Raw genomic sequence first — 23,734 nt, 5'->3', positions numbered from 1 at the left:
CAATGGCACATAAAAAAGCAGGCGGTTCATCCCGGAACGGGCGCGACTCGGCAGGTCGTCGCCTTGGCGTGAAGAAATATGGCGGCGAAGCTGTCATTCCCGGCAATATCATTGTCCGTCAGCGCGGCACCAAGTTCTGGCCAGCCGAAGGCGTGGGCATGGGCAAAGACCACACGATCTTTGCAACCGTTGACGGGTCCGTCACCTTCCACAAAGGCCTTAAAAACCGCACATTCATTTCGGTGCTCCCGGTCGCGGAGGCCGCTGAATAAGCCGCACCTCACGGGTTTTGACAAAATTCCAAGGGATCGGCGGAAACGCCGGTCCCTTTTCTTTTTCAAGCAGCGAGGCCACACCATGGCCGACCACATCAAACCAGTTCTGCAAGGCGACACCGTCATCTTGCGCGATGCCACCCCGCTGGACGTGACCGCGCGCTTTGCCCTTGGCAACACGCCGGAAATCCACGCCATGTTCGGGGCAGACCCGGCGGCGGTCCGTGACATCACGCCCGAAGCCGCCGAGGCCTGGGTGCAGTCCCATATCGACGACCCCCACGCCTGGATCATCGAGGCAAAGGGCGCGCTGATCGGCGCCGTCCGCCTTTACGGGATCAACTATTCGGACAAGCGCGCGCAACTGGCCATCGGCATCGTTGATGCAAATGCGCTGGGTCAGGGTTATGGCACGCAGGCCATGCAACTGCTCGCCGCGCATGCCTTTGACACGCTGGGCCTGCACCGGCTGGGCTGCCGAGTGCTTGATTTCAACGCGCGCGCGATTGCGGCTTACGAAAAGGTCGGCTTTGCGGTCGAGGGGCGCGAACGGGAATCCGCCCATATCGCCGGCGCCTGGCACGATGATCTGATCCTTGGCCTGCTGGATCGGGATCTGAACAGATGAGCGTCGCCGCCGCCACCTTCGCCGTTTTTGCGGCCAGCCAGATCGGCACGCCCGGGCCTGCCAACATGGCGCTGCTGGCCACTGGCGCGCGCTTTGGCTTTCGTGCGGCAATGCCGTTTGTGGCGGGTGTGGCCCTTGGCAAACAATTGGTGATCTGGCCCGTCGGCTTTGGGCTGATGGAATTGGGCGCCCGCGCACCATGGCTGTTCGAAGGGCTGAAATGGATCTCGGCGGCCTATATCATCTGGCTGGCGTGGAAGGTGGCAAACCTGCGGCTCGGGACGGCTGATCCTGCCGCAACAGCCCCCGGTTTTGCCGCCGGTCTGATCGTACATCCGCTCAACCCCAAGGCCTGGGCGATGATTGTCGCGGGTTTTACAGGTTTTGTTGCCCCCGGCACCGACCCCTTTGTGGCCACTGTCACAATTGCGGCAATATTGCTGGCTACGCAGGTCCTGCTGCACCCGCTCTGGACCCTCGCAGGAGATCGAATTGCCCGCACCCTCGCAGGAACGGCTGCGGAACCCTATCTAATGTACACCCTCGCAGGTCTGACCGTCGCGTCGGTCCTGTTTGTTCTGTTCGGAGGAGGAACATGACAATGGAGATGGAGAAAATTGTGACCCAACCGGTGATCGAGACCGAACGCTTTGTTCTGCGCCCTTTGCGCAAGTCCGACATGGGCCTGATCGAGATGTATTGGTCGGATGCGCGCGTCGCGCACATGACCACCTCGATCCCGCATCCCGTACCACCCGGTATGACCGAAGCCTTCGTGACCCGCGCCATGGCCGACAACCGGGACGAGGACGTCTGGGCGATGGACGGGCATAAATCCGGCGGGGCCGAAGTGATGGGCCTGATCTCGCTCGAGCGGATGGACCGCAACCAGTCCGAAGTAGGCTATTGGGTGGCACCCCCATTCTGGAACACCGGCCTGGCCTCTGATGCGGTGCAGGCGCTGGTCGAGGCCAACCCGATGCAGAACGCGGCGATGTTCGCCTCTGTCTTTCAGGACAACCCGGCCTCGGCCCGCGTGCTGACCCATTGCGGCTTCAAATATCTCGGGGATGCGGAAAGCTTTTGCGTGGCCCGCGACACCACCGTGCCGACATGGACCTACAGCCACAAACTCTGAAGACGGGTCTGCTTCTCTGATTTCAAAAAATCCCGGGGGAGGCCGGAGGCCGGAGGCAGCGCCCCCAACCTGCGCCGCCCCCATTCCCTTTGCCGCCGAAACGCACTAGGACGCCCCCATGAAATTCCTCGATCTCACCAAGGTCTACATCCGCTCCGGGGCGGGCGGTAACGGGTGCATCTCGTTCCGGCGGGAAAAGTACATCGAATATGGCGGCCCCGATGGCGGCGATGGCGGCACCGGCGGCTCGGTCTGGGCCGAGGCGGTGGATGGGCTGAACACGCTCATTGATTTCCGCTACCAGCAGCACTTTTTCGCCAAGAACGGGCAGGGCGGCATGGGCAAGCAGCGCACCGGCAAGGATGGCGATGACATTGTGCTACGTGTGCCTGTGGGGACCGAAATCCTCGATGAGGATCAGGAAACCGTCATTGCCGACATGACCGAACTGGGCCAGCGCGTGGAACTGGCCAAGGGAGGCAATGGCGGCTGGGGCAACCTGCATTTCAAATCCGCCACGAACCAGGCCCCGCGCCGCGCCAATCCCGGGCAGGACGGCGTCGAACGGACCCTCTGGCTGCGCCTGAAGCTGATCGCGGACGTGGGTCTGCTGGGCCTGCCCAATGCGGGCAAATCAACCTTTCTGGCGACCACTTCCAATGCCCGACCCAAGATCGCGGATTATCCCTTTACCACGCTACACCCCAATCTTGGCGTTGTGGGCGTGGACAATGTGGAATTCGTCGTCGCTGATATCCCCGGCCTGATCGAAGGTGCGTCCGAAGGGCGCGGGCTGGGCGATCTGTTTCTGGGCCATGTGGAGCGCTGCGCGGTGCTCTTGCACCTGATCGATGGCACGTCCGAGACGGTGGTCGAAGACTACCAGACCATCATCACCGAGCTTGAAGCCTATGGCGGCGATCTGGCGGACAAGCCGCGCATCACAGTGCTGAACAAGATCGACGCGCTGGATGAAGAAGAGCGCGCAACCGCCAGAAAAGAATTGGAAAAATCCTCCGGTGGACCGGTCATGCTGATGTCCGGTGTCGCCCGCGAAGGGGTCACGGACGTGCTGCGCGCCTTGCGCGCACAGATCGACGACGACCGCATCCGCCAGCGCCCTGTTGCCGAGGAAGAACCATGGCGTCCCTGACCACGGCCCGACGTCTGGTGGTCAAGATCGGCTCGGCCCTGCTGGTCGATCGCGCCACGGGGGCCTTGCGCAATGACTGGCTGGCGGGACTTGCACAGGACGTGGCCTGGCTGAAGGGCGCGGGCGTGCAGGTGGTGCTGGTCTCCTCCGGATCCATTGCGCTGGGGCGCGGTGTGCTGGACTTGCCGGGCACGGATCTTGCACTGGAACAATCCCAGGCCGCCGCGGCCGTCGGCCAGATCCGCCTTGCCCGCGCTTACGAAGAGGCAATGGCCCCTCATGGCATCACCACAGCACAGGTTCTGATGACGCTGGAGGACAGCCGTGACCGGCGCCGTTATCTCAACTCGCGCGCGACGCTGGAACAGCTTGTGTCACTTGGAGCGCTGCCCATCGTGAACGAAAACGACACCGTGGCGACGGATGAAATCCGCTTTGGCGACAATGACCGGCTGGCCGCGCAGATCGCCGCAACCATCGGCGCGGATCAACTGGTATTGCTGTCAGATGTGGACGGATTTTATTCGGCCAATCCGGCCGATGATCCCGGCGCCACCCACTATGATGTGATCGACGCGATCACGCCTGCGATCGAGGCGCAGGCGGGGGATGCAGGATCGGGCCTGTCCAAGGGCGGTATGAAAACCAAGCTGATGGCGGCCAAGACGGCGACGGCGGCGGGTTGTGCGATGGCGATTTGCCACGGCGCGGCATTGCGCCCGCTTACGGCGCTGGAACAGGGCGCCAATGCTACGTGGTTCACCGCAACGCTCGACCCGCAGGCTGCGCGCAAGCGCTGGATCAGCGCGATGAAGCCGCGCGGTACGCTCACGCTCGACGCGGGTGCGGTACGTGCTTTATCGCTTGGAAACAGCCTGTTACCGGCGGGTGTTCATGCTGTTACAGGCACGTTTGGGCGCGGTGATCCGGTTGCCATTCACGACCCCGAAGGCCACCAGTTGGGCCTCGGCCTCAGCCGTTACACCGCCGAAGAGGCGCGCACCATCAAGGGCCATCAAAGCCAGGAGATCGAAAACTTGCTGGGCTATCCGGGCCGTGCTGCGCTGATCCACCGCGATGACATGGCGCTGTGATCTTCTTCTGACTATAAATACCACCGCCGGAGGCCTAAAATCCGCGGCGCACCAGATGCAAAGGACACCACGCCATGAAAGATTTCGCTGACATCCCAAGCCTCATGGCCGACATCGGCGCGCGCGCGAAAGCCGCTGCCACAACGCTCGCCACCGCCAACGCCGAGCGCAAACATGCGGCCCTGATCGGGGCGGCTGATCATGTCTGGGCGGGTCGCAAGGCGATCATCGAGGCCAACGCCAAGGACATGGCCTTTGGTGCCGACAAGGGGCTGTCGGACGCAATGCTGGACCGTCTGCGGCTGGACGAGGACCGCATCCGCGGCATCGTCGACGGGTTGCGCGCCGTGGCCGAACAGGCCGATCCGGTGGGCGAAGTGCTGGCCGACTGGACCCAGCCCACGGGGTTGCACATCCAGCGGGTGCGCACGCCCCTTGGCGTGATCGGTGTGATCTATGAGAGCCGCCCCAACGTGACGGCGGATGCGGGCGCGCTGTGCCTCAAAGCGGGCAATGCGGTCGTCCTGCGCGGCGGCTCCGAAAGCTTTCATTCGTCATCTGCGATCCATGCCTGCATGGTGCAGGGCCTGCGCGATGCCAACCTGCCCGAGGATGCGATCCAGCTTGTGCCGACCCGCGACCGGGCTGCTGTGAGCGAAATGCTGACCATGACCGACACGTTTGACGTGATCGTGCCGAGGGGCGGCAAGGGCCTTGTGGGACTTGTGCAGCGCGAGGCCCGCGTGCCCGTCTTTGCCCACCTCGAGGGCATCGTGCACATCTATATCGACAAGGACGCGGACCCTGAAAAGGTGCTCAAGGTTGTGCTGAACGCCAAGACACGGCGCACGGGCATTTGCGGCGCGGCGGAGTGCCTGCTGATCCACGAGGATGTGGCCAGCAGCATCGGGCGCGGTGTGGTGGGCGCGTTGTTGAATGCCGGTGTGCGGGTGCATGCCGATGTGGCACTGCAATCGATCGAAGGCGTACTGGCAGCCAGCGACGCCGATTGGGGGCACGAATACCTCGACATGGATATCGCCGCGCGCGTCGTGCCCGATATCGGGGCAGCGATGGATCATATTCGCACCTATGGGTCAAACCACACCGACTGCATCCTGACCGAAGATGCCGACACGGCGGCCGTGTTCCTCAATGATCTGGACAGCGCCATCCTGATGCACAATGCCTCGACCCAGTTTGCGGATGGCGGTGAGTTCGGGATGGGGGCCGAGATCGGGATCGCGACCGGCAAGATGCATGCGCGCGGCCCTGTGGGTGCGGCACAGTTGACCAGTTTCAAATACCTGGTGCGCGGGGACGGGACGGTGCGGGCCTAGAACCGGATCGTCAGCCGCTCATCCCCGATCTCGCTGGTGATGGAACGTTTGACGTCACCCGCCACCGCCGGAAGCAGCGCAAATTGCACATGCGCAGGCGCAAGCGTTTCCAGCTCGCCGCCCGTCAGCACGGCCCACAGATCACCGTCCACATTGGTCTTGGGCGAATGGCCCGTGATCGTCCATTGACCGGAATCGCAACTGGCCTCGACCCGACCACCATAGGGCATGCAGGTCTCAAGGCACTGGATCGCCAGAAAAGCCATGCGCACGGCCCAACGGGGCTGGTCGTCCATCGGCCCATATGCCACCTTGAGACGCCCGCCACCGGTCATGTCGCGCAGGATGGTGATCACTTCGGACCGGCCCATGGGCTGATCAGAGGCCGCCCCGTAGGCAATGCGAAAGAACCGGATGCGGGCGGATGCGTTTTCAACACTTTCCGTGATCAGGTCGAGTTCCGGCCCCTCACGGTCTTCGGACATGCCAAGCAGTTCTAGCCCGTTGTTGATCGCGCCAATCGGCGATATCAGATCGTGACAGATGCGGCTGCCGATCAGCGCCGCAAGGTTTACATTACTCTGGCCCATACGCGACCCCGCAAAAATACCCGCATGAAAGGCAGGTCATGGAAAATTTGAACGCCATTCTGGCTCCCGGCATGTTGGTGCGCCATCCCGATTTCGCGGAATGGGGAATTGGTCAGGTCCAAAGCAATATCGCAGGTCGCATCACCGTCAACTTCCCCGAAACGGGAAAAGTGGTGATCGACGGCGCGCGCATTGCGCTTGAACCCGTGTTTGATGCCTGAACATCCTTTCTGAAACCTTAACGACACACAACCACAGGTGGCAACACTTGCCTCTCTTTGCCTTTATGCGCGTCGGGCGCTAAACCGCGCGCGATGACATTGACCCACGAGCCTGAATTTCGCGTTTCCGTGGCCCGCAGTTCCGAGGATCTGCGCGCCGCGCAGCGCTTGCGTTATGACGTATTTGTCGCTGAATTGGGCGGCGGCGGGGCGCTGGTCGATCACGATGAACGGCTGGAGCGTGACCGGTTTGATCCGTTCTTTGACCATCTGATCCTGTTTGATGATGCCGCAGAGGGGCGTGTTGTCGGGGTCTACCGGATGTTGCAGGCAGATCAGGCGGCCGCTGCGGGCGGGTATTATTCCGAAGATGAGTACGACCTTGCCCCGCTCAAGGCCACGGGGCGTCGCCTGCTGGAGCTGGGGCGGTCCTGTGTCCATGTCGATTATCGCGGCGGGCCGGCGATGTATCACCTCTGGAACGGGTTGGCGGGCTACGTGGCCGAGCACGGCATCGACATCCTGTTTGGCGTCGCCTCGTTCCACGGCACGGATGTGGATGCGCTGGCCGAACCGCTGTCGCTGCTGCATCACCGCCATCTGGCCCCCGAGGTCCTGCGGGTCACAGCCCGTCCGCCTCATGCCGCAGCGATGGACCTCATCCCCGAACCTGAAATCGACCGCCGTGCTGCGATGCTGCGCATGCCTGCGCTGATCAAGGCCTACCTGCGTCTCGGCGGCGTTGTGGGGCAGGGTGCGTTTGTCGATCATGGCTTTAACACCACGGATGTCTGTCTGGTGATGGACACCGGCGCGATGTCTGACCGGCAACGGCGCATTTACGGGGTCGGTGCATGAGCGTGACCTGGGACGCGGATGAGCCGCCACATGGGCAGCGCCCCGGCCTGCTGGGCTGGCTGCGTGTCCTCGTGCGCGGCTCGGCCATCCTGCTGACCATCACCCTTGGCCTTGCCATCCTCATCCCGCTGCGCCTGATCGAGCGGCCCGTGCATGGCATGTTCCGCCCCTGGACGCCGCATATCACGCGGGTGGTGTGCCGCCTTTCGCTGATCTGGATGGGAATTGGGTATGAGCGGCGCGGCACGCCCATGACCGGGCAGGGGGCCATCGTGGCCAACCATTCGAGTTGGCTTGATATCTTTGCCCTCAACGCCGGGGACCGGGTCTATTTCGTGTCGAAATCCGAAGTGGCGGGCTGGCCCGGGATCGGCTTTCTGGCCCGCGTCACCGGCACCCTGTTCATCGCGCGCGACCGCAAGGAGGCCCGCATCCACACCCAACTGTTCGAAACCCGACTGCTGGCCGGGCAGCGGCTGCTGTTCTTTCCCGAAGGGACCAGCACGGATGGGCTGCGGGTGCTGCCGTTCAAGTCGACGTTGTTTCAGGCGTTTCTGGCCGAAGATTTGCGCGATGTGCTGTCTGTGCAGCCGGTGTCGGTGACCTATCACGCGCCCACAGGCGGGGACGCGCGCGCCTATGGCTGGTGGGGGGATATGGAGTTTGGACCGCACCTGCTGCACACGCTTGCCTTACCGCGGCAGGGGCGGGTTGTGGTGGTCTATCATGATCCCATCCGGGTCTCCGATATCGGTGATCGCAAGGCACTGGCGGCTGCGGCCGAGGCCGCGGTGCGGGGCGGGCATGAGCTGGTCTGAGAGGCCGCCTGCGGCACTGTCCCACGCAGGGATAAAAGCGTGGGTGTGTAAAATCAAAGGGTTACAGAGGCATTTTAACCTTTTGTTCAGACATGCAGCGGTGCTCACGGTCATGGGCTGGCGTCCTGATGGGCCGGTGAGGCAGTCCTTTGTTCCGGCTGAACATGTGCATGGTGGTGCCTTGACGCAAAGGCCGGATGCCGGTCATCCGCGCAAAGGGTCGACGGGCATCGGTTTGGGATAGAGCGCGTGTCCAGCACATGGTGAAGGACGGGGCGTTGCTGTCGCACCTTGACGTGGCGGTGTACCGGATAGGGGGGCGTGGCGTTGCAGTAAAGGGCGGCATGAGGTCAACCGGTCATTGGCAATTTGTGCTGCGCATGCACACAGTATGGTTTCTGGTGCGGACGCAAACTACAAACCAAGTCGGCTCGGTTGAACAAACCGGTGCTTCGGGCGGGCCATTGGTTTATGTCTCAGTTATTTCGTTTGTTTTACTATTCTATTAGGCGAACAACCCGAAAGCCGATCGACGTCGAGCTTACTTTTTCTCCGACCCTTCCCCTAAAGGCAGGGCGCGCATAATCCGCAGAAGCGTTTAGCCACCCGCCTTTCCCAACCCGGTCACAGCTTTCAACAGCGGTAGACGCCGCAAGATACTCAGACGTAGAAACAAGCGGCAGGTGCCGCTCGTAAAAGCATGATGACGTTAGCTCCAAAACATTGCCAGACATATGCCTCAAACCCCATGCGTTTTGAGCAGCGAGGTCGTCAACCGAAACAACATGATACCTGGTGCTCGATGCCGGAACCTGGCGCCCGTCAATTATATCAATAACCGCGATATTTGCAGTCTCTTGTGTTGGAACCTGATCTGCCGGAAAAGTCGTGTCAGACCACGCCCGCGCTGCGTATTCCCACTCGGCTTCAGTGGGTAGTCGATAGGCCTCTGTACCGGTCGCATCGTTCAACCAGTCAATATATTGCAAAGCCTCGTGGTAATTCACTCCAATGATTGGGTGCCTGCGATCGTCCGCTACAAAATACGTTCCGTCGGGTTGCAAAATACGAACATCATCAATTTGCGGACAGCCGCCACCATCGACGCATGCTTGCCATTCTCCGTATGTAACCTCATTGACGCCCATAGCTATTGGGATATCCACGACAACTTTGTGCACTGGCCCTTCATGTGCGAATCCCGGCTCAACATCATCTTCTACTTTGTACCAAAGAGAGTAGATGAAAGCGGATTCACTCAATTCAGCACCCATCAAAAACTGTTCGGTTGGCAGGACGACCATTTCGGGGCAAACAGGACACTCTTTGAAATGCTCAAAGTCATTCAATCCAAGCGAATTCTTCACTTCTTCGGCGTGCGAGCTGTCAACCACAGTTATGGCAATGAGCATCACTCCACAGAAACGAATGCTATTCATGAAATGCAGGCCTCGTCTGTTGCTCGTGAATTCATACTTATCGGTCAGTTTACTTGGATCGGCAACTTGCGGCTCAACAACATGGCTACACAACATAATTAGGCCTGCCGCAATCACGAAAGGATGCCGCATAAGTGAAGTGCCAAAACTCATGATCAGCTTTGTCCTGCAAAGCCGACTGTCACTCGATCCCGCGCCGATCCATTGCCAGTCCGCGGGATGGCGAGGCCACGCACCTTCCCGGGCGCTTTATCGATCAAGGATATCTCTCCGCTGCCCTGTCGCACCAAGACCAGCCAAATCGCCAGCCCGGTCGGGCGGACTGGCCCCTCTCGGCAGATTTGGCTTTGCCAAATCGCCTGCGGGGCAGTGGATGGATCGGCGCCTTCGGCTTGATTCCGATCCGGGTGCTGAGTGGGTGCGATGCAGCAAAAGTCGGCTCCGTCCCACAAAGCCGACCGTCATCCGGTCCCCCGCTGATCCATTGCCACCCGGGGGAGGCGTGCTGGTCCCTCTCGGCAGATTTGGCTGCCGGGCAGTGGATGGATCGGCGCCTTCGGCCCTGCGTTCACACCGGCATCCCTCGTTCTCCGCTTTACCCCCTTGCCATCCCGCGCGCCTTCGCCTAAAGCCCGCCCATCAATCCGCAGTCCGGGGCGGGCATATGGGGGAGACATCCCCATGGGTCCACCGGTTGGCGCATCCGCGCTGCACCCCCGGACGAGGCGAAAACCGGAAAAGGAAATGCACATGGCTCTTCCCGAGTTCACCATGCGCCAGCTGCTTGAGGCAGGCGTTCACTTTGGTCACCAGACACAGCGCTGGAACCCCCGCATGGGCCCGTTCATCTACGGCGCGCGCAACGGCATCCACATCATGGACCTGACGCAGACTGTTCCCATGCTGGACCAGGCCCTGCAGGCGATCCGCGACACTGTCGCAAAGAATGGCCGCGTGCTGTTTGTCGGCACCAAGCGTCAGGCTGCTCAGCCCATCGCCGAAGCCGCTGAAAAATGCGCACAGTACTACATGAACCACCGCTGGCTTGGCGGCACGCTGACCAACTGGCAGACCGTGTCCCAGTCGATCAACCGCCTGAAGTCCATCGACGAGCAGGCCGAGATCGGCTTTGAGGGCCTGACCAAGAAAGAGCGTCTGGGCATGGAACGTGACCAGGGCAAATTGCAGGCCTCGCTTGGCGGCATTCGCGAAATGGGCGGCCGCCCTGACCTGATCTTTGTCATCGACGTGAAAAAAGAAGCCCTCGCCGTGGCCGAAGCCAACAAGCTGGGCATTCCGGTTGTGGCCGTGGTCGACACCAACTGCTCGCCTGATGGTGTGGATTACATCATTCCCGGCAACGACGACGCAGCCCGCGCCATCTCGCTTTATTGCGATCTGGCCTCGCGTGCGGCGCTGGACGGCATGAGCGCCCAACTGGGTGCGGCTGGCGTGGACCTTGGCGCAATGGAAGAGGCCCCAGTGGAAGAGGCTGTCGCCGAAGCCCCGGCTGAAGAGGCCGCTGCCGAAGCTCCTGCTGCGGAAACACCCGCCGCAGGCTGAGGCCCGCGACACCAAGCTGATATGTGCGGCGGTCATGAGCACCGCCGCATCCCCTATCCATTTTGAGGAGAGCCAAAGATGGCAATCACAGCAGCAATGGTCAAAGAACTGCGCGATTCGACGGGCGCAGGCATGATGGACGCCAAGAAGGCGCTGACCGAGAATGATGGCGACATGGAAGCGGCAGTCGACTGGCTGCGCACCAAGGGTCTGGCCAAGGCCGCCAAGAAATCGGGCCGCACCGCCGCCGAGGGCCTAGTGGCCGTCGTCGTGGACGGGGGCACCGGCGTGGCTGTCGAAGTGAACTCGGAAACCGATTTCGTTGGCAAGAACGCTGAATTCCAGCAAATGGTTGCTGGCATCGCCGCTGTCGCGCTGGGTGCGGATGATGTCGACGGTCTGAAAGCGGCTGACATGGGCGGCAAGACTGTCGCGGATGTCGTCACCGACAAGATCGCCACCATCGGCGAAAACATGAGCGTGCGCCGCATGGCCAAGCTGACAGGCGGCACTGTTGTGTCCTACGTCCACAACGCAGCCGCGCCCGGCATGGGCAAGATCGGCGTGCTGGTGGCCATGGATGGCGGTGATGAGGCGTTCGGCAAGCAGGTTGCGATGCACATCGCCGCTGTGAACCCCGCCTCGCTGTCCGAAGCTGATCTGGACGCGGCCGTCGTCGAGAAGGAAAAGCAGGTCCAGATGGACATCGCGCGCGAAAGCGGCAAGCCCGAAGCGGTGATCGAAAAGATGATCGTGGGCCGGATGAAAAAGTACATGTCCGAAGTGACCCTGCTGAACCAGTCCTTTGTGGTGAACCCTGACCTGACCGTGGCCAAGGCCGCCGAAGAAGCCGGTGCCACCATCACAGGCTTTGCCCGTCTCGAAGTGGGCGAAGGCATCGAAGTGGAAAAGGAAGACTTTGCCGCTGAAGTGGCCAAGGTCGGCAAGTCGTAAGACACCCCCTTGCTTTTTGAGTGAAACGGCGTGCCCTTGGGGGTGCGCCGTTTTTCATTTCAGGGAGGTCTTATGCTGGACGTTGGCCACGGGCATCACATCTATACCGAGCAGCGAGGGCAGGGGATCGACGCCCTTGTGCTGCATGGCGGTCCCGGTTCGGGCTGTCTGCCCGGTCATTTCGATCTGTTCGATCTGACCCGTTTTCGTGTGACATGCATGGATCAGCGCGGCTGCGGACGCAGCACGCCGCTGGCCTCTGACACGCTGGCGGGTCTTGATCACAACACGACCGCCGATCTGATTGGCGATATCGAGGCGGTGCGGGTTCATTACGGGGTCGAAGCCTGGGTGCTCTTTGGTGGCTCGTGGGGCTCGACCCTTGCGATGGCCTATGCCCAGACCCATCCGACCCGCGTGCGCGCCATGGTGCTGGCGGGGGTGGCGACAACGGCAGCGCGTGATCTGCAATGGCTGTATGGCGATGTGGGCGCGATGTTTCCCGAAGCCTATGCGGACTTCTGCGCCCATGTGCCGGACGTGGACCCGGATCCGGCCCAGACCCCGAAACGGATCGCGGCCTATCGGGCGCTGTTGCGCGAGGCTGCAACCGCTCAGGCGGCGGCGGATGCGTGGTGTGCGTGGGAGTGCGGGATTTTTGGCGGCTCGATCCATGATCCGGGGTCGCGCTTTGGCGATCCTGCTTTCCGGTTGGGCTTTGCCCGCATTGTCACGCATTATTTCGCCCATGGGGCGTGGTTCGAAGAGGATGAGCTGCTGCGGGTGGTCTATAGAATCGCGCATATCCCCTGTACGATGATTCACAGCCGCTTTGATCCCAGCTGCCCGCTGCGTGGCCCGTGGGAACTGGCGCAGGACTGGCCCGCGGCGAAGGTGCAGATTCTGGGGGGTACAACCCATTCCGCACTGGCAGAAGAAATGCGTCGCCACATTCGGGCGGCGACAGATGCGTTGGAGATGTGACTGGCAGAGAGTCGGGCGGGGTTCAACTTTGGGACAAGAACCCCGCCCTCTCTGTACACGCCCGGTAGCCACGGGGATGAGACATCGGGCGCTTAGAAGTCCGACCCACCTGCGGATCAATACGCAGGTGAGCCGGGTCCGGTCAGACCGGTCGGAAACGAGGGCCTCTGAAATCCCAGAGGATCACTCCCGTTGCTCCCTGGCTAAAGCCACCACTCACGGAACATCTGTAGAATGGCTCATTTACTACTATTTTAGAAAGTCCGGGATTCCTTACCTAAGGGTCAAAAATTACTTTTGACGCTACGGCGGACGAAATTTAGTGTCGAATTTCTCGCATAACGAGTTGATTTCAGGGCGGGACAACTGATGGGTGAGTGTCGCGCTGAATTAATGGGCGGCGTTCAGACCGTGATCTGTACCCTATGCGTGTAGGAGGCTTTCCATCGCTGCCCAGCCACCCTCGGGAATCAGGGTTTTGCGGTCAAAACGGATCACATTGCCCCCGCCGCCGGGGCCCTGATCGTGGCGGCGTGAGATCTTTTGACCGGCCAGATGACAGTAAAGCAGCGTACCCACCGCGCCGTGTCCGACCATCAGCACATCGCCCTGCGGAGCCGTGTTCAAAGCCTCGTGCATACAGGCGGTGATGCGGGCCTGCGCGTCCACGGCGCGTTCCCAGCCACGGGTCGAGACATCGGGCTGGCCAAAGAACGCATCGGCCATCGCCTCGAATGTGGGGCCGGGCAGGTAGCCCGTGGCGCTGCGGTCGTTTTCATGGCTGTTCTCGATCACGGTGCAGGCGCAGTCCAAGGCCTGCGCCAAAGGCGCGGCGGTCTCGCGGGCCTTGCGTTCGGGGCTGGTGAAAACGGATGTGACCCCCGCCAGCGCGCTGTGTGCAATTGCATCGGCCAGCGCGGCCACACGGGCGGCGCCGATCTCGTTCAGGCCCCAATCGGGCACCGGCACGGCCGGGTCGATCCGCACCTGCGGGTGGCTGAGATAGTACAGATGGTGCGCGCGCGTCACGCTTCGAGGATGAACATCTGGTTGGCAAAGGCTGCCTTGAGCACGGCCTGCGCGGTGGTTTCAACCGCCAGCGCCTCGCGGGCAAGGCGCAAATGCTTTTCCACTGTGGCCGAGGTCAGGCCCATGATGATGGCAATATCCTGCATGGTCTTGCCATCGCCCACCCATTCCAGCGCCTCGCGCTGCCGTTTGGTCAGCGAGCGGTTGGGGGCGGTGTAGGGCAGGGTGAGAATCTTGAGATGTGCCACATTGTTGAGCAGGTGGATGTCCGAGCCATGCTCTTTCCAAACCGCGTCGATATCGGCCTGCGTCATGCCCTTGCGCGCGGTCAGCGCAATCGCGCCCTTGGAGCGGGCGGAGACGGATTTGAAGCTGATCGTGTAGCCTGCGGTCACGCCCATCGAATAGTTGAACTCCAGCACGCGCTGCTCGGCCGGAGTCAGCGTTTTGGAGGACTGCATCTGCGCCAGAATCCCCCAGCTGCATGCGCCCTCGTTGTGCAGGGCCCAGTTGACCATGGGAGCGTGGACATAGTGCTGCTCGCCCATGAACACGTCCGAATAGGCGCGGTCATGGTTGGTCAGGATGATGAAATCTTCGGGATCGCCCAGCGAGTTGCCGGAGCGGTAGCGGGTAAAGCCATAGATCAGGCGATCAAAGCCATACTCCTCCATCTTGCGCGTGTGCAGTCCCCACAGCTCTTCGATGGACTGGCAGTTCGACATGCGGTGCAGAAAACTTTTCACGACGGCCCCCCCAGATGTCCGATCATAGCGTCCAGAGCCAGACTATACCCGAGCGCACCAAAGCCGCAAATCATACCCACGGCGACCGGCGCAATGTAGCTGGTGTGGCGAAAGGATTCGCGGGCGTGGATGTTGGACAGATGCAGTTCGATCACCGGCATCTCGGTCCCCGCAATCGCGTCATGCAGCGCAATCGAGCTGTGCGTGTAGGCCCCGGCATTCAGCACCACCCCGTCGAACGTGCCCTTGGCGGCGTGAATCGCATCGACCAGCGCCCCCTCGTGGTTGGACTGGCGGCAGGTCACGTGGATGCCGCGCGCCTCGGCGTGGGCGACGCACATCGCCTCGACATCCGCAAGCGTGGTGTGGCCGTAGATCTCTGGTTGCCGGGTGCCAAGAAGGTTCAGGTTGGGCCCGTTCAGGACAAGGACAGAAGTCATGGGAATTACCTTTGAATTGCCATGGTGTTAGCGGGTCTGCACATGCTCTGTCCAGTCTGCTGGTCAGGCGGGCGGCGCAAAGACGACCAACCCAAGCCAATCTGCCACAAGCGCGGGCCTGTCTTTTCCGTCGATTTCGATGGTCATTTCGGTGCGCCTGAGCAGTTCGGTCGGCTTGCGCATCTGGACATCGCGCAGCACAAACCGCCCCCGCAAGCGCGCGCCGGGACGGACGGGCGACAAAAAGCGCAAGCGTTCGAAGCCGTAATTGATCCCCATCACCTGACCCGGCAGCATCGGGAAACAATCATAGGCAAAGCGGCTGGCAAGGCTGAGCGTCAGAAACCCATGCGCGATGGTGCCGCCAAAAGGGGTGTCCCGCGCGGCCCGGTCCGGGTCGATATGGATCCACTGATCGTCATGGGTGGTTTCAGCAAACTGGTCGATCATCGCCTGATCGACGGTGATCCAGTTCGACACGCCGACCTCTTGATCGATGTCCTTGCGGATGTGGGCAAGGGCCTCGTCGATGCTCATTGCGGATCAGGCCCCACACGGACCATGCGTTTGCCTTTGTTGTCCCCGTTCAAGAGGCCGATGAGGGCAGATGGCGCATTTTCGAGGCCGTCGACCACGTCCTCGAAAACCTTGATCTGGCCTGCCTGCACCCAGGCCTGCAGCGCGCGGGTGGCCTTGGCGTCGTCGCGGGCAAAGTCCATGACGATAAACCCTTCCATCCGCAGCCGCTTGACCACCACGACGCCCGGCAGGTTGCGCGGGCCGGTGGGGGTTTCGGTGTCGTACTGGCTGATCGCGCCGCAGCAGGCGATGCGCCCACGTTCGTTCATCAGGCCCAGCACGGTCTCCAGTACGGCGCCGCCGACATTGTCGAAATAGACGTCGACCCCGTCCGGGCAGGCCGCGCGCAGGGCTTTGAAGAGGCCACCCGCGCGGTAGTCGACGCAGTCATCGAATCCCAATTCATCACGTACAAAGCTGCATTTTTCTGCACCCCCGGCGATGCCGACGACGCGGCAGCCAAGCGCCTTGCCGATCTGGCCCACATATCCCCCGACCGAGCCGGCGGCGGCAGACACAACAATGGTTTCTCCTGCCAAGGGCTTGCCGATTTGCAAAAGACCGTGAAAGGCGGTTTTTCCAGCGATGCCGTAGACACTAAGCAAGTGGGTGAGGGGCCGGACGGGCGGCAGTTTCTGCACCTTGTGGGCGGGGCGCACCACGTGATCGGCCCAGATGGATTCGGCGGCGACGATGTCGCCGGCTTTGAGGCGCGGTGAGCGGCTGTTGATCACTTCGCAGATCGCGTAGGTCGGCATCGCGTCCCCGGCCTGTACGGCATCGCGGTAGGTCGCGCCCTGCATCCACGACCGATTTGCGGCGTCGATGCTCATCAGGATGGTGCGCAGCAGCACGTCGCCCTCGCCGGGCTCTGGCATCGGCGCCTCACCCAGTTCGAAATGCTGCGGGCCAAGCGCCCCTTGGGGCAAGGCGGTGAGGGTGATCTGGCGGTTGGTCACGGGTGGGCTCCGACATATAGAGGGGGTATGAGCACAGAATACCGCCAACCCCGCTATGCGCCACCCCCCGGGGCGGCAGACCTGTTCCTGATCCGCCATGGCGAAAGCGCGCCTGCGCGGCCCGGCATCGATTTCCCGATGAAGGATGGGCATGGCGACCCCGCGCTGCATCCGGCGGGTGAAGCGCAGGCCGTGGCCGTAGGTGAGAGATTGAAAAGAGAAGCGTTTGCAGCGCTTTATGTGACAAAGCTGATACGAACGCAGCAGACCGCCGCACCACTGGCGCGGCATCTGGGTTTGGAGCTGCGTGAAAACCCGGACCTGCACGAGGTGCATCTGGGCGACTGGGATGGCGGGCTATATCGTATCAAGGCAGCCGCGCAGGATCCGGTTTACATGCAAGTTGTTGCCGAACAGGATTGGGCGGCCATTCCCGGCGCCGAGTCGCGTGAGGCGTTCTTTGGCCGGGTACGGCGCGGGCTGATGGACATCGCGCGCGCCCATGCGGACGAATCCGTCGCCGTCTTTGTGCATGGCGGTGTGATCGGCGCGGCCCTTGCCATGGCCACCGGGTCAGAGCCCTTTGCCTTTCTGGGTGCCGCCAACGGGTCGATCAGCCGCCTTGTGATCAAGGACGAACGCATGGTGGTGCGCGGATTCAACGAGGTGCAACACCTTGACCACCTTTAGGGGGCGGTCAGGACCACCTTGCCCAGCACGCGGCGGTCGGACATGAGGGCCAGCGCCTGTGCCGCGTCCTGCATGGGAAAACTAGCCGAGATGCGCGGTTTGACCTGGCCTTTGCTATACATATCAAAGAGCTCTGACATGTTTTTCATGTGCTCTGCAGGTTCGCGGTAGATCGATGCGCCCCAGAATACACCCACAATCTGGCAGGATTTCAGCAGGGCAAGGTTGAGCGGGATGGCTGGGATGCCTGCGGGAAAGCCCACAACCAGAAACCGCCCGCCCCAGGCCATGGAACGGATCACAGGCTCGGCGTAATCCCCGCCCACAGCGTCATAGGCCACATCGACACCGTTCGGACCGGCGGCATTTTTGATCTCAGCCGACAGCGCCTTTTGCGCGGCGCGGTCCATTGTGCGGGGGTAGATGATCGTGGCATCCGCGCCGAGGTCGGTGCAGAAATCTGCCTTGTCCTGCGAACTGACCGCCGCAATCACCCGCGCGCCTGCGGCCTTGCCGAGTTCGATGGCCGCAGCCCCCACGCCGCCAGCCGCCCCGAGGATCAGAAGCGTCTCACCTGATTTCAATTCTGCGCGGTTTTTCAATGCGTAATGGGACGTTCCATAAGTGAAAACGAAACAGGCGGCCTCGTCAAACGGCATGCCTTCGGGCATCTTGAGGCAGGCTGCAGCGGGCACACAGAGATGGGTCGCAAAACCGCCAAAGCCAGTCATGGCGATGACTGGATCGCCGATGCTGAGGTGGGTCACCCCGTCGCCCAACGCATCCACCACACCCGACACTTCGCCGCCCGGCGCAAAGGGGCGGGGCGGTTTGATCTGGTAGAGATCATTGATGATCAGCGTGTCGGGAAAGTTCACACCTGCCGCCTTGACCGCGATCCGCACCTCGCCCTTTTTCGGCTCTGGATCGGGCAGCGTGCTCCATTCCAATGTGTCGGGGCCGCCGGGTGACTTGCTGAGCATTGCGTGCATGTGCTGATCTCTTTCGTGACGTGACGGCAAGGGTACACTACACCTGCCTTTGCGGGCAGCGTGGCCGCAGCCAGCGCAACTGTAAAGCGGTGCGCGGGGCGACGTTGCGACAAGACCAAAGCCAGAGGAGACACGACATGGACCCTAACACACTGTTTTCATTGTCAGGAAAGGTGGCCTTGGTCACGGGCGGTGCCACCGGAATCGGGCGGATGGCCGCCACGGGGCTGATGATGGCAGGTGCGCGTGTGCTGATCGCGAGCCGTAAGGGTGATGCCTGCGTCGCCGTGGCGGAGGAGTTGAATGCCATGGACGGGCCCGGCAGTGTCGAGGGCTTTGCCGGTGATGTCGGATCAGAAGCGGGGATTGACGCGCTGGTCAAAGAGGTGACGGGCCGCGCGGACGCCCTGCACATCCTGATGAACAATTCGGGCGTCACATGGGGCGCGCCCATGGGCCAGTTCCCGCATGCGGCCTGGGAAAAAGTGATGAATGTGAACGTGGCGGGCCTGTTTCATCTGACCCAGTTGCTGCTGCCTATGCTCATCAAGTCCAGCACCGCCGACGATCCGGCGCGCGTGGTCAATGTCGGTTCGGTCATGGGTGACGCACCGCTTGGGGACGGCGCCTATTCCTATGCGGCCTCGAAGGCGGCAGTGCTGCATATGACCAAGATCATGGCCAAGGAACTGGCCGGACATCATGTCACCGTGAACGCGCTGGCGCCGGGCCCGTTTGTGAGCAAGATGACCGCTTTTGCCACGGCCGATGAGGGCATGCGCGCCAAGGTGGGCGAAGATGTGCCGCTGGGCCGTGTGGGTCGGGACGAGGACATCGCGGGTTGCCTGCAGTTCCTGTGCGGCAAGGGCGGGTCCTACATCACCGGTGCGGTGTTGCCGGTCTCGGGTGGCATTCAGGTGATGAGCGGGCCGAACCTGTTTCGCGCCGCCCTTGAGGGCTAGGGCGTGATCTCGTTTCAGGATCGTGTGGCCATCGTGACGGGCGCCGGGGCTGGCCTTGGGCGCTGTCATGCACTGGGGCTGGCGGCGCGTGGGGCGCGGGTTGTCGTCAATGACTTGGGGCAGGGGGCCGGGGCCGTGGTGGCCGAGATCGAGGCCGCAGGTGGGCAGGCCATGACCCACAATGCCGATGTGTCTGACGGTGCGGCAGTGGCCGATATGGTTGCCCAAACCATGGCGCGCTGGGGACGCATCGACGTGCTGATCAACAATGCAGGCATTCTGCGCGACAAGACATTTGCCAAGATGGATATGGCCGATTTTCGCAAAGTCATCGACGTCCATCTGATGGGCAGCGCCGAATGCTGCCACGCGGTCTGGCCGATCATGCGGGCGCAGGGCTATGGGCGGATTGTGCTGACGGCATCGGGGTCGGGGCTGTACGGGAACTTCGGCCAGGCGAATTATGGGGCCGCCAAGGCGGCGATGGTGGGGTTGATGAATGTGCTGCACCTCGAAGGGGCGCGGGACGATATCCGCGTGAACACTTTGGCCCCAACGGCTGCGACGGCCATGACCGAAGGGTTGTTGCCCGAAGCCGCCCTTGCCCTGTTGGCCCCGGAGACCATCACGCCGGGTGTGCTGTTTCTGGCGAGCGACGACGCGCCCAGCCGCACAATCCTGTCGGCGGGGGGTGGCACCTTTGCCGTCACTCAAATCCGCGAGACCATTGGCACGCTGATCGAGGGAGAGATCACTCCCGAATCGGTGGCTGCAAATTGGAGTGCGATCACGGACGCAGAAGGGGCCGAGGCCCTTGAAAACGCCTTTGCCCAGACCCGCAAATATGCCCTGCGTGCCGCCAAGGCCAAGGGGGTCGCCCTTGACTGGTAGGCTGCGTTTCCCGTTCACTTCGCAAGACATTCCGCGTGGTCCGGGGCAGCGCCCGGGCCGTGCATCCTCAACCCAAAAGGACACCTGATCCATGCGCGACGCCGTCATCGTCTCTACCGCCCGCACCCCTATCGGCAAGGCCTATCGCGGGGCGTTCAACGCCACGCCGCCGCAGACGCTGGCCGGTCACGCCATATCGCAAGCCGTTGCGCGGGCAGGGCTTGAGGGCGGAGAGGTGCAGGACGTGGTGCTGGGGGCAGCACTGCAACAGGGCCATCAGGCGGGCAATATCGCGCGTCAGGCGGCGATCCGGGCAGGGCTGCCCGTGAGTGTTGCGGGTATGTCGCTGGACCGGCAATGCGCCAGCGGGATGATGGCGATCGCGGCGGCCAGCAAACAGGTCGCGCAGGACGGTATGGACGTGGTGGTCGGCGGCGGCGTTGAATCGGTGTCGATGGTGCAAACGCATGAGATGCGCGCCCATGGTGATCCTTGGCTGAAGGCGAACAAGCCCGAAATCTACATGACCATGCTGGAAACCGCCGAGACGGTGGCCGCGCGCTACGGCGTCACCCGCGAGGCGCAGGATCACTATGCGGTGCAATCGCAAGACCGCACGGCCGCAGCGCAAGACGCGAACAAGTTCGACGACGAGATTGTGCCACTGACCACTGTGATGAAAGTGCAGGACCGCGAGACCAAGGAGATTTCGGATCACGAGGTGACGCTGGCCAAGGACGAGGGCAATCGACCCGGCACGGCTTATGAAAACGTCGCGGGTCTGAAGCCTGTGTTCCGGGACGGCATTCACATCAAGGAGGGCGGTTTCATCACCGCAGGCAACGCCTCGCAACTCAGCGACGGGGCCTCGGCCGCCGTGGTAATGGAGGCGACGCTGGCCGAGAAAAAGGGGCTGACACCTCTGGGACGTTGCATGGGTGTCTGGGCGGCGGGGTGTGAACCGGATGAGATGGGCATTGGCCCTGTCTTTGCCGTGCCACCCTTGCTGGCGGCCCACGGGCTGAAGATGGATGACATCGGCCTTTGGGAACTCAATGAGGCCTTTGCGGTGCAGGTGATCTATTCCCGCGACAGGCTCGGCATTCCCGATGAGTTATTGAACGTGAACGGTGGCGCGATATCCATTGGCCACCCTTATGGCATGTCCGGCGCGCGCATGGCCGGGCACGCGTTGATCGAGGGCAAACGGCGCGGGGTGCGATACGTGGTTTGCACCATGTGTGTGGGTGGCGGCATGGGCGCGGCTGGCCTGTTCGAGGTGCTGTGAGCGTGGTGCCTGTGGCGGATGTCGGAGCCTCCGGCGGGGATTTTTTCAAATCAGAGAAGGATGGACTGTGGCACGAGACATGACGGAACAGAGCCACTTGCCTGCCGCATTGCAGGGCCTGCGCATTCCGATGATCGCAGCGCCTTTGTTCATCATTTCGGTGCCGGAACTGGTCATTGCCCAATGCAAGGCGGGGATTGTGGGCTCGTTTCCGGCCCTCAATGCGCGCGAGGGCGAAGGCGAGCCGCCGTTGCTGGAGGCGTGGCTGACGCAGATAACCGATGAACTGGACCGCCACAATCAGGACCATCCGGATCGCCCGGCGGCCCCTTTTGCGGTGAACCAGATCGTGCATCGGTCCAACACGCGGCTGGAGCGTGATCTGGAGATTTGTGCCCGCCACAAGGTGCCGATCTGGATTACTTCACTAGGGGCGCGCGTCGAGGTGAACGAGGCCGCCCATTCCTGTGGCGGCGTTGTGCTGCATGACATTATCAACAACACATTTGCCAGGAAGGCGATTGCCAAAGGGGCCGACGGGTTGGTGGCGGTGGCTGCGGGCGCTGGCGGCCATGCGGGCCAGCAATCGCCTTTTGCGTTGGTTGCGGAGATACGCGAGTGGTTTGACGGGCCTGTGGCCTTGTCAGGCGCCATTGCCACGGGGCAGGCCCTGCTGGCCGCGCGGACGATGGGGGCGGATTTCGGCTATGTCGGATCACCCTTTATTGCCACGGACGAGGCCAATGCCCAAGTAGGCTACAAAGAGATGATCGTGGAGTCGGGGGCGGAGGATATCGTCTATTCCTCATTGTTTACGGGCGTTTGGGGGAACTACCTGCGCGGCTCGGTTGAAAACGCAGGGATGGATCCGGACAACCTGCCTGAGGCAGACAGCAGTTCCATGAATTTTGCATCCGGGTCCTCAAAGCCCAAGGCGTGGAAGACGATCTGGGGATCGGGGCAGGGGATCGGGGCGGTCAAGTCTGTCGGTCCGGCGGGCGCCATTGTGGACCGTATGGCAGAAGAATACGCGGCCGCAGGGGCGCTGCTGGTACGCGATTTCGGAGGTGCCGATGACTGAGACACAGACCCTCGATACCGGGGCCGTTGCCACCTATCTGCGTGACCATTTGCCGGGGTTTGACGGCCCCATCACGGCGCAAAAGTTCGAAGGGGGGCAGTCCAATCCCACGTTCCTGCTGAAAACCGGCGCGGGCAATTACGTGCTGCGACGCAAGCCGCCGGGGCAGTTGCTCAAATCCGCCCATGCGGTGGATCGCGAGTTTCGCGTGCAGCGCGCCCTCTTTGGCAGCGAAGTGCCGGTCGCGCGGGTACATGTGCTGTGTGAAGATGCGGACGTGATCGGCTCGGATTTCTACGTGATGGACCACGTGGAGGGGCGCAATTTCAACGAACCGCTGATGCAAGGGGTCGCAGCACCCGAGCGGACGGCTGTGATCGACGACATGAACCGGGTGCTCGCGGCGCTGCACGATGTGGATATCGACGCAGTGGGCCTGTCTGATTACGGATCGCCCGGGCACTATCTGGAACGCCAGGTCGGGCGCTGGTCCAAGCAATACCGCGCCTCGGAAACGCAGGACCTGCCGGACATGAACACCCTGATGGACCGCCTTGTCGACGAGATGCCGGACGACGACGGGCAGCGCACGCTGGTGCATGGTGACTACCGGATCGACAACATGATTTTCGAGGCTGAAGGCACGCGCTGTCTGGCCGTGCTCGATTGGGAGCTGAGCACCATCGGCCACCCGTTTGCTGATCTGGCGTCCGTCATAATGCAATGGCAACTGCCGCCGGGCAATCAGGGGCGCGGGTTGATGGGCGTTGATCGTGAGCCTCTTGGTCTACCGTCGGATGCCGAATTTATCGCCGCCTATTGTGAGCGGCGCGGGCTGCCGCGCATCGACAATTTTGGCTATTACCTCGGCTTTTGCTTTTTCCGCATGGCGGCGATCATTCAGGGGGTGCTGCGCCGGGCGCAGGACGGCAATGCCTCCAACCCCGCCAAGGCGCGGCAGTTGGGTACGCTGGTGCCGGTCTTTGCGGCCAACGGGCTGAAGGCGCTGGACCGGGGGTGAG

General features: G+C 62.2%; 27 protein-coding genes. 19 read left to right on the top strand and 8 right to left on the bottom strand.

Annotated features, from left to right (window positions below; translation table 11 throughout):
- The first annotated feature begins 2 nt into the window (after window positions 1-2).
- The 7 genes from rpmA (at window position 3) to Q1A89_RS18505 (ending at window position 5,628) form a co-directional block, all read left to right on the top strand.
- Window positions 3-272 carry a 50S ribosomal protein L27 gene (rpmA, locus tag Q1A89_RS18535; RefSeq protein WP_025046312.1) on the top strand — a complete coding sequence of 90 codons (270 nt, stop codon included), beginning with the start codon at window positions 3-5 and terminating at the stop codon, window positions 270-272.
- A gap of 85 nt (window positions 273-357) precedes the next feature.
- On the top strand, window positions 358-903 hold the full coding sequence (locus tag Q1A89_RS18530; protein WP_299731844.1) for a GNAT family protein: 546 nt from the start codon (window positions 358-360) through the stop codon (window positions 901-903).
- A complete protein-coding gene (locus Q1A89_RS18525; RefSeq protein WP_299731841.1) occupies window positions 900-1,502 on the top strand; it encodes a LysE family translocator in 603 nt (200 codons plus the stop codon). Before Q1A89_RS18530 ends, Q1A89_RS18525 begins: the two co-directional genes overlap by 4 nt.
- Before the next feature lie 2 nt (window positions 1,503-1,504).
- Window positions 1,505-2,041: a GNAT family N-acetyltransferase gene (locus tag Q1A89_RS18520; protein WP_299731838.1), complete on the top strand. Its 537-nt coding sequence runs from the start codon at window positions 1,505-1,507 to the stop codon at window positions 2,039-2,041.
- A 118-nt stretch (window positions 2,042-2,159) separates the two neighbouring features.
- Window positions 2,160-3,194 carry a GTPase ObgE gene (obgE, locus tag Q1A89_RS18515; protein ID WP_299731835.1) on the top strand — a complete coding sequence of 345 codons (1,035 nt, stop codon included), beginning with the start codon at window positions 2,160-2,162 and terminating at the stop codon, window positions 3,192-3,194.
- Window positions 3,182-4,288, top strand: coding sequence for a glutamate 5-kinase (proB, locus tag Q1A89_RS18510; RefSeq protein WP_299731832.1), 1,107 nt, complete (start codon window positions 3,182-3,184; stop codon window positions 4,286-4,288). Before obgE ends, proB begins: the two co-directional genes overlap by 13 nt.
- Window positions 4,289-4,362: 74 nt before the next feature.
- On the top strand, window positions 4,363-5,628 hold the full coding sequence (locus Q1A89_RS18505; protein WP_299731829.1) for a glutamate-5-semialdehyde dehydrogenase: 1,266 nt from the start codon (window positions 4,363-4,365) through the stop codon (window positions 5,626-5,628).
- Here the strand turns inward: Q1A89_RS18505 and Q1A89_RS18500 are convergent.
- The gene (locus Q1A89_RS18500) at window positions 5,625-6,218 is read right to left on the bottom strand and encodes a histidine phosphotransferase family protein (RefSeq protein ID WP_299731827.1); all 594 of its coding nucleotides are present in this window, start codon (window positions 6,216-6,218) and stop codon (window positions 5,625-5,627) included. The genes Q1A89_RS18505 and Q1A89_RS18500 overlap by 4 nt on opposite strands.
- Before the next feature lie 38 nt (window positions 6,219-6,256).
- Between Q1A89_RS18500 and Q1A89_RS18495 the strand changes: the two genes are divergently transcribed.
- The 3 genes from Q1A89_RS18495 to Q1A89_RS18485 all read left to right on the top strand — a co-directional run bounded on the left by Q1A89_RS18495 (window position 6,257) and on the right by Q1A89_RS18485 (window position 8,115).
- On the top strand, window positions 6,257-6,439 hold the full coding sequence (locus tag Q1A89_RS18495; RefSeq protein ID WP_299731824.1) for a DUF3553 domain-containing protein: 183 nt from the start codon (window positions 6,257-6,259) through the stop codon (window positions 6,437-6,439).
- Between the two features lie 93 nt (window positions 6,440-6,532).
- On the top strand, window positions 6,533-7,297 hold the full coding sequence (locus tag Q1A89_RS18490; protein WP_299731821.1) for a GNAT family N-acyltransferase: 765 nt from the start codon (window positions 6,533-6,535) through the stop codon (window positions 7,295-7,297).
- Window positions 7,294-8,115, top strand: coding sequence for a lysophospholipid acyltransferase family protein (locus Q1A89_RS18485; RefSeq protein WP_299731818.1), 822 nt, complete (start codon window positions 7,294-7,296; stop codon window positions 8,113-8,115). The genes Q1A89_RS18490 and Q1A89_RS18485 overlap by 4 nt, the downstream gene beginning before the upstream one ends.
- 497 nt (window positions 8,116-8,612) lie before the next feature.
- On the opposite strand, the gene Q1A89_RS18480 is transcribed toward Q1A89_RS18485, so the two are convergent.
- The gene (locus Q1A89_RS18480) at window positions 8,613-9,707 is read right to left on the bottom strand and encodes a formylglycine-generating enzyme family protein (RefSeq protein WP_299731815.1); all 1,095 of its coding nucleotides are present in this window, start codon (window positions 9,705-9,707) and stop codon (window positions 8,613-8,615) included.
- Between the two features lie 597 nt (window positions 9,708-10,304).
- Between Q1A89_RS18480 and rpsB the strand changes: the two genes are divergently transcribed.
- From rpsB to Q1A89_RS18465, 3 genes are all read left to right on the top strand, one after another.
- Window positions 10,305-11,117, top strand: a complete 813-nt coding sequence (gene rpsB, locus Q1A89_RS18475) for a 30S ribosomal protein S2 (protein WP_299731812.1) — start codon at window positions 10,305-10,307, stop codon at window positions 11,115-11,117.
- Window positions 11,118-11,195: 78 nt separating this feature from the next.
- Window positions 11,196-12,071 carry a translation elongation factor Ts gene (gene tsf, locus Q1A89_RS18470; RefSeq protein ID WP_299731809.1) on the top strand — a complete coding sequence of 292 codons (876 nt, stop codon included), beginning with the start codon at window positions 11,196-11,198 and terminating at the stop codon, window positions 12,069-12,071.
- A 72-nt stretch (window positions 12,072-12,143) separates the two neighbouring features.
- Window positions 12,144-13,055 (top strand): alpha/beta fold hydrolase, encoded by a 912-nt coding sequence (locus Q1A89_RS18465; RefSeq protein WP_299731807.1) that lies wholly within the window; start codon window positions 12,144-12,146, stop codon window positions 13,053-13,055.
- 423 nt (window positions 13,056-13,478) lie between these two features.
- On the opposite strand, the gene Q1A89_RS18460 is transcribed toward Q1A89_RS18465, so the two are convergent.
- From Q1A89_RS18460 to Q1A89_RS18440, 5 genes are all read right to left on the bottom strand, one after another.
- The gene (locus tag Q1A89_RS18460; protein WP_299731805.1) at window positions 13,479-14,084 is read right to left on the bottom strand and encodes a histidine phosphatase family protein; all 606 of its coding nucleotides are present in this window, start codon (window positions 14,082-14,084) and stop codon (window positions 13,479-13,481) included.
- Window positions 14,081-14,809: a LuxR family transcriptional regulator gene (locus Q1A89_RS18455; RefSeq protein WP_299731983.1), complete on the bottom strand. Its 729-nt coding sequence runs from the start codon at window positions 14,807-14,809 to the stop codon at window positions 14,081-14,083. The genes Q1A89_RS18460 and Q1A89_RS18455 overlap by 4 nt, the downstream gene beginning before the upstream one ends.
- A 17-nt stretch (window positions 14,810-14,826) precedes the next feature.
- Complete coding sequence (aroQ, locus tag Q1A89_RS18450; RefSeq protein WP_299731803.1) at window positions 14,827-15,270, bottom strand: type II 3-dehydroquinate dehydratase; 444 nt, start codon at window positions 15,268-15,270, stop codon at window positions 14,827-14,829.
- A 63-nt stretch (window positions 15,271-15,333) separates the two neighbouring features.
- Complete coding sequence (locus tag Q1A89_RS18445) at window positions 15,334-15,807, bottom strand: MaoC family dehydratase (protein WP_299731800.1); 474 nt, start codon at window positions 15,805-15,807, stop codon at window positions 15,334-15,336.
- Complete coding sequence (locus Q1A89_RS18440; protein WP_299731797.1) at window positions 15,804-16,808, bottom strand: NADP-dependent oxidoreductase; 1,005 nt, start codon at window positions 16,806-16,808, stop codon at window positions 15,804-15,806. The genes Q1A89_RS18445 and Q1A89_RS18440 overlap by 4 nt, the downstream gene beginning before the upstream one ends.
- Window positions 16,809-16,835: 27 nt before the next feature.
- Between Q1A89_RS18440 and Q1A89_RS18435 the strand changes: the two genes are divergently transcribed.
- Window positions 16,836-17,498, top strand: coding sequence for a histidine phosphatase family protein (locus Q1A89_RS18435; RefSeq protein WP_299731794.1), 663 nt, complete (start codon window positions 16,836-16,838; stop codon window positions 17,496-17,498).
- Here Q1A89_RS18435 and Q1A89_RS18430 read toward each other — a convergent pair.
- Window positions 17,495-18,490 (bottom strand): NADPH:quinone oxidoreductase family protein, encoded by a 996-nt coding sequence (locus tag Q1A89_RS18430; protein WP_299731791.1) that lies wholly within the window; start codon window positions 18,488-18,490, stop codon window positions 17,495-17,497. The genes Q1A89_RS18435 and Q1A89_RS18430 overlap by 4 nt on opposite strands.
- A 137-nt stretch (window positions 18,491-18,627) precedes the next feature.
- Here Q1A89_RS18430 and Q1A89_RS18425 point away from each other — a divergent pair, with 137 nt between their 5' ends.
- From Q1A89_RS18425 to Q1A89_RS18405, 5 genes are all read left to right on the top strand, one after another.
- Window positions 18,628-19,452, top strand: a complete 825-nt coding sequence (locus Q1A89_RS18425) for an SDR family NAD(P)-dependent oxidoreductase (protein WP_299731788.1) — start codon at window positions 18,628-18,630, stop codon at window positions 19,450-19,452.
- Window positions 19,453-19,455: 3 nt separating this feature from the next.
- Window positions 19,456-20,343, top strand: a complete 888-nt coding sequence (locus Q1A89_RS18420) for an SDR family NAD(P)-dependent oxidoreductase (protein WP_299731785.1) — start codon at window positions 19,456-19,458, stop codon at window positions 20,341-20,343.
- Between the two features lie 91 nt (window positions 20,344-20,434).
- Window positions 20,435-21,631, top strand: a complete 1,197-nt coding sequence (locus Q1A89_RS18415; RefSeq protein ID WP_299731782.1) for an acetyl-CoA C-acyltransferase — start codon at window positions 20,435-20,437, stop codon at window positions 21,629-21,631.
- A 79-nt stretch (window positions 21,632-21,710) separates the two neighbouring features.
- Window positions 21,711-22,712: a nitronate monooxygenase family protein gene (locus Q1A89_RS18410; protein ID WP_299731779.1), complete on the top strand. Its 1,002-nt coding sequence runs from the start codon at window positions 21,711-21,713 to the stop codon at window positions 22,710-22,712.
- Window positions 22,705-23,733 (top strand): phosphotransferase family protein, encoded by a 1,029-nt coding sequence (locus Q1A89_RS18405; RefSeq protein WP_299731776.1) that lies wholly within the window; start codon window positions 22,705-22,707, stop codon window positions 23,731-23,733. The genes Q1A89_RS18410 and Q1A89_RS18405 overlap by 8 nt, the downstream gene beginning before the upstream one ends.
- The last annotated feature ends 1 nt before the right edge of the window (window position 23,734 follow it).

The organism is uncultured Tateyamaria sp., from assembly GCF_947503045.1.
Lineage (GTDB): Bacteria > Pseudomonadota > Alphaproteobacteria > Rhodobacterales > Rhodobacteraceae > Tateyamaria.
Note: the sequence above shows the minus strand (reverse complement) of the source record. Positions and strands in the feature narration are given on the sequence as shown.

Bases quoted from the DNA above. Each gene is read 5' to 3' on its own strand.
- rpmA (WP_025046312.1), top strand. From the start codon at position 3: ATGGCACATAAAAAAGCAGGCGGTTCATCCCGGAACGGGCGCGACTCG.
- Q1A89_RS18530 (WP_299731844.1), top strand. From the start codon at position 358: ATGGCCGACCACATCAAACCAGTTCTGCAAGGCGACACCGTCATCTTG.
- Q1A89_RS18525 (WP_299731841.1), top strand. From the start codon at position 900: ATGAGCGTCGCCGCCGCCACCTTCGCCGTTTTTGCGGCCAGCCAGATC.
- Q1A89_RS18520 (WP_299731838.1), top strand. From the start codon at position 1,505: ATGGAGATGGAGAAAATTGTGACCCAACCGGTGATCGAGACCGAACGC.
- obgE (WP_299731835.1), top strand. From the start codon at position 2,160: ATGAAATTCCTCGATCTCACCAAGGTCTACATCCGCTCCGGGGCGGGC.
- proB (WP_299731832.1), top strand. From the start codon at position 3,182: ATGGCGTCCCTGACCACGGCCCGACGTCTGGTGGTCAAGATCGGCTCG.
- Q1A89_RS18505 (WP_299731829.1), top strand. From the start codon at position 4,363: ATGAAAGATTTCGCTGACATCCCAAGCCTCATGGCCGACATCGGCGCG.
- Q1A89_RS18500 (WP_299731827.1), bottom strand. From the start codon at position 6,218: ATGGGCCAGAGTAATGTAAACCTTGCGGCGCTGATCGGCAGCCGCATC.
- Q1A89_RS18495 (WP_299731824.1), top strand. From the start codon at position 6,257: ATGGAAAATTTGAACGCCATTCTGGCTCCCGGCATGTTGGTGCGCCAT.
- Q1A89_RS18490 (WP_299731821.1), top strand. From the start codon at position 6,533: ATGACATTGACCCACGAGCCTGAATTTCGCGTTTCCGTGGCCCGCAGT.
- Q1A89_RS18485 (WP_299731818.1), top strand. From the start codon at position 7,294: ATGAGCGTGACCTGGGACGCGGATGAGCCGCCACATGGGCAGCGCCCC.
- Q1A89_RS18480 (WP_299731815.1), bottom strand. From the start codon at position 9,707: ATGAGTTTTGGCACTTCACTTATGCGGCATCCTTTCGTGATTGCGGCA.
- rpsB (WP_299731812.1), top strand. From the start codon at position 10,305: ATGGCTCTTCCCGAGTTCACCATGCGCCAGCTGCTTGAGGCAGGCGTT.
- tsf (WP_299731809.1), top strand. From the start codon at position 11,196: ATGGCAATCACAGCAGCAATGGTCAAAGAACTGCGCGATTCGACGGGC.
- Q1A89_RS18465 (WP_299731807.1), top strand. From the start codon at position 12,144: ATGCTGGACGTTGGCCACGGGCATCACATCTATACCGAGCAGCGAGGG.
- Q1A89_RS18455 (WP_299731983.1), bottom strand. From the start codon at position 14,809: ATGTCGAACTGCCAGTCCATCGAAGAGCTGTGGGGACTGCACACGCGC.
- aroQ (WP_299731803.1), bottom strand. From the start codon at position 15,270: ATGACTTCTGTCCTTGTCCTGAACGGGCCCAACCTGAACCTTCTTGGC.
- Q1A89_RS18445 (WP_299731800.1), bottom strand. From the start codon at position 15,807: ATGAGCATCGACGAGGCCCTTGCCCACATCCGCAAGGACATCGATCAA.
- Q1A89_RS18435 (WP_299731794.1), top strand. From the start codon at position 16,836: ATGAGCACAGAATACCGCCAACCCCGCTATGCGCCACCCCCCGGGGCG.
- Q1A89_RS18430 (WP_299731791.1), bottom strand. From the start codon at position 18,490: ATGCACGCAATGCTCAGCAAGTCACCCGGCGGCCCCGACACATTGGAA.
- Q1A89_RS18425 (WP_299731788.1), top strand. From the start codon at position 18,628: ATGGACCCTAACACACTGTTTTCATTGTCAGGAAAGGTGGCCTTGGTC.
- Q1A89_RS18415 (WP_299731782.1), top strand. From the start codon at position 20,435: ATGCGCGACGCCGTCATCGTCTCTACCGCCCGCACCCCTATCGGCAAG.
- Q1A89_RS18410 (WP_299731779.1), top strand. From the start codon at position 21,711: ATGACGGAACAGAGCCACTTGCCTGCCGCATTGCAGGGCCTGCGCATT.
- Q1A89_RS18405 (WP_299731776.1), top strand. From the start codon at position 22,705: ATGACTGAGACACAGACCCTCGATACCGGGGCCGTTGCCACCTATCTG.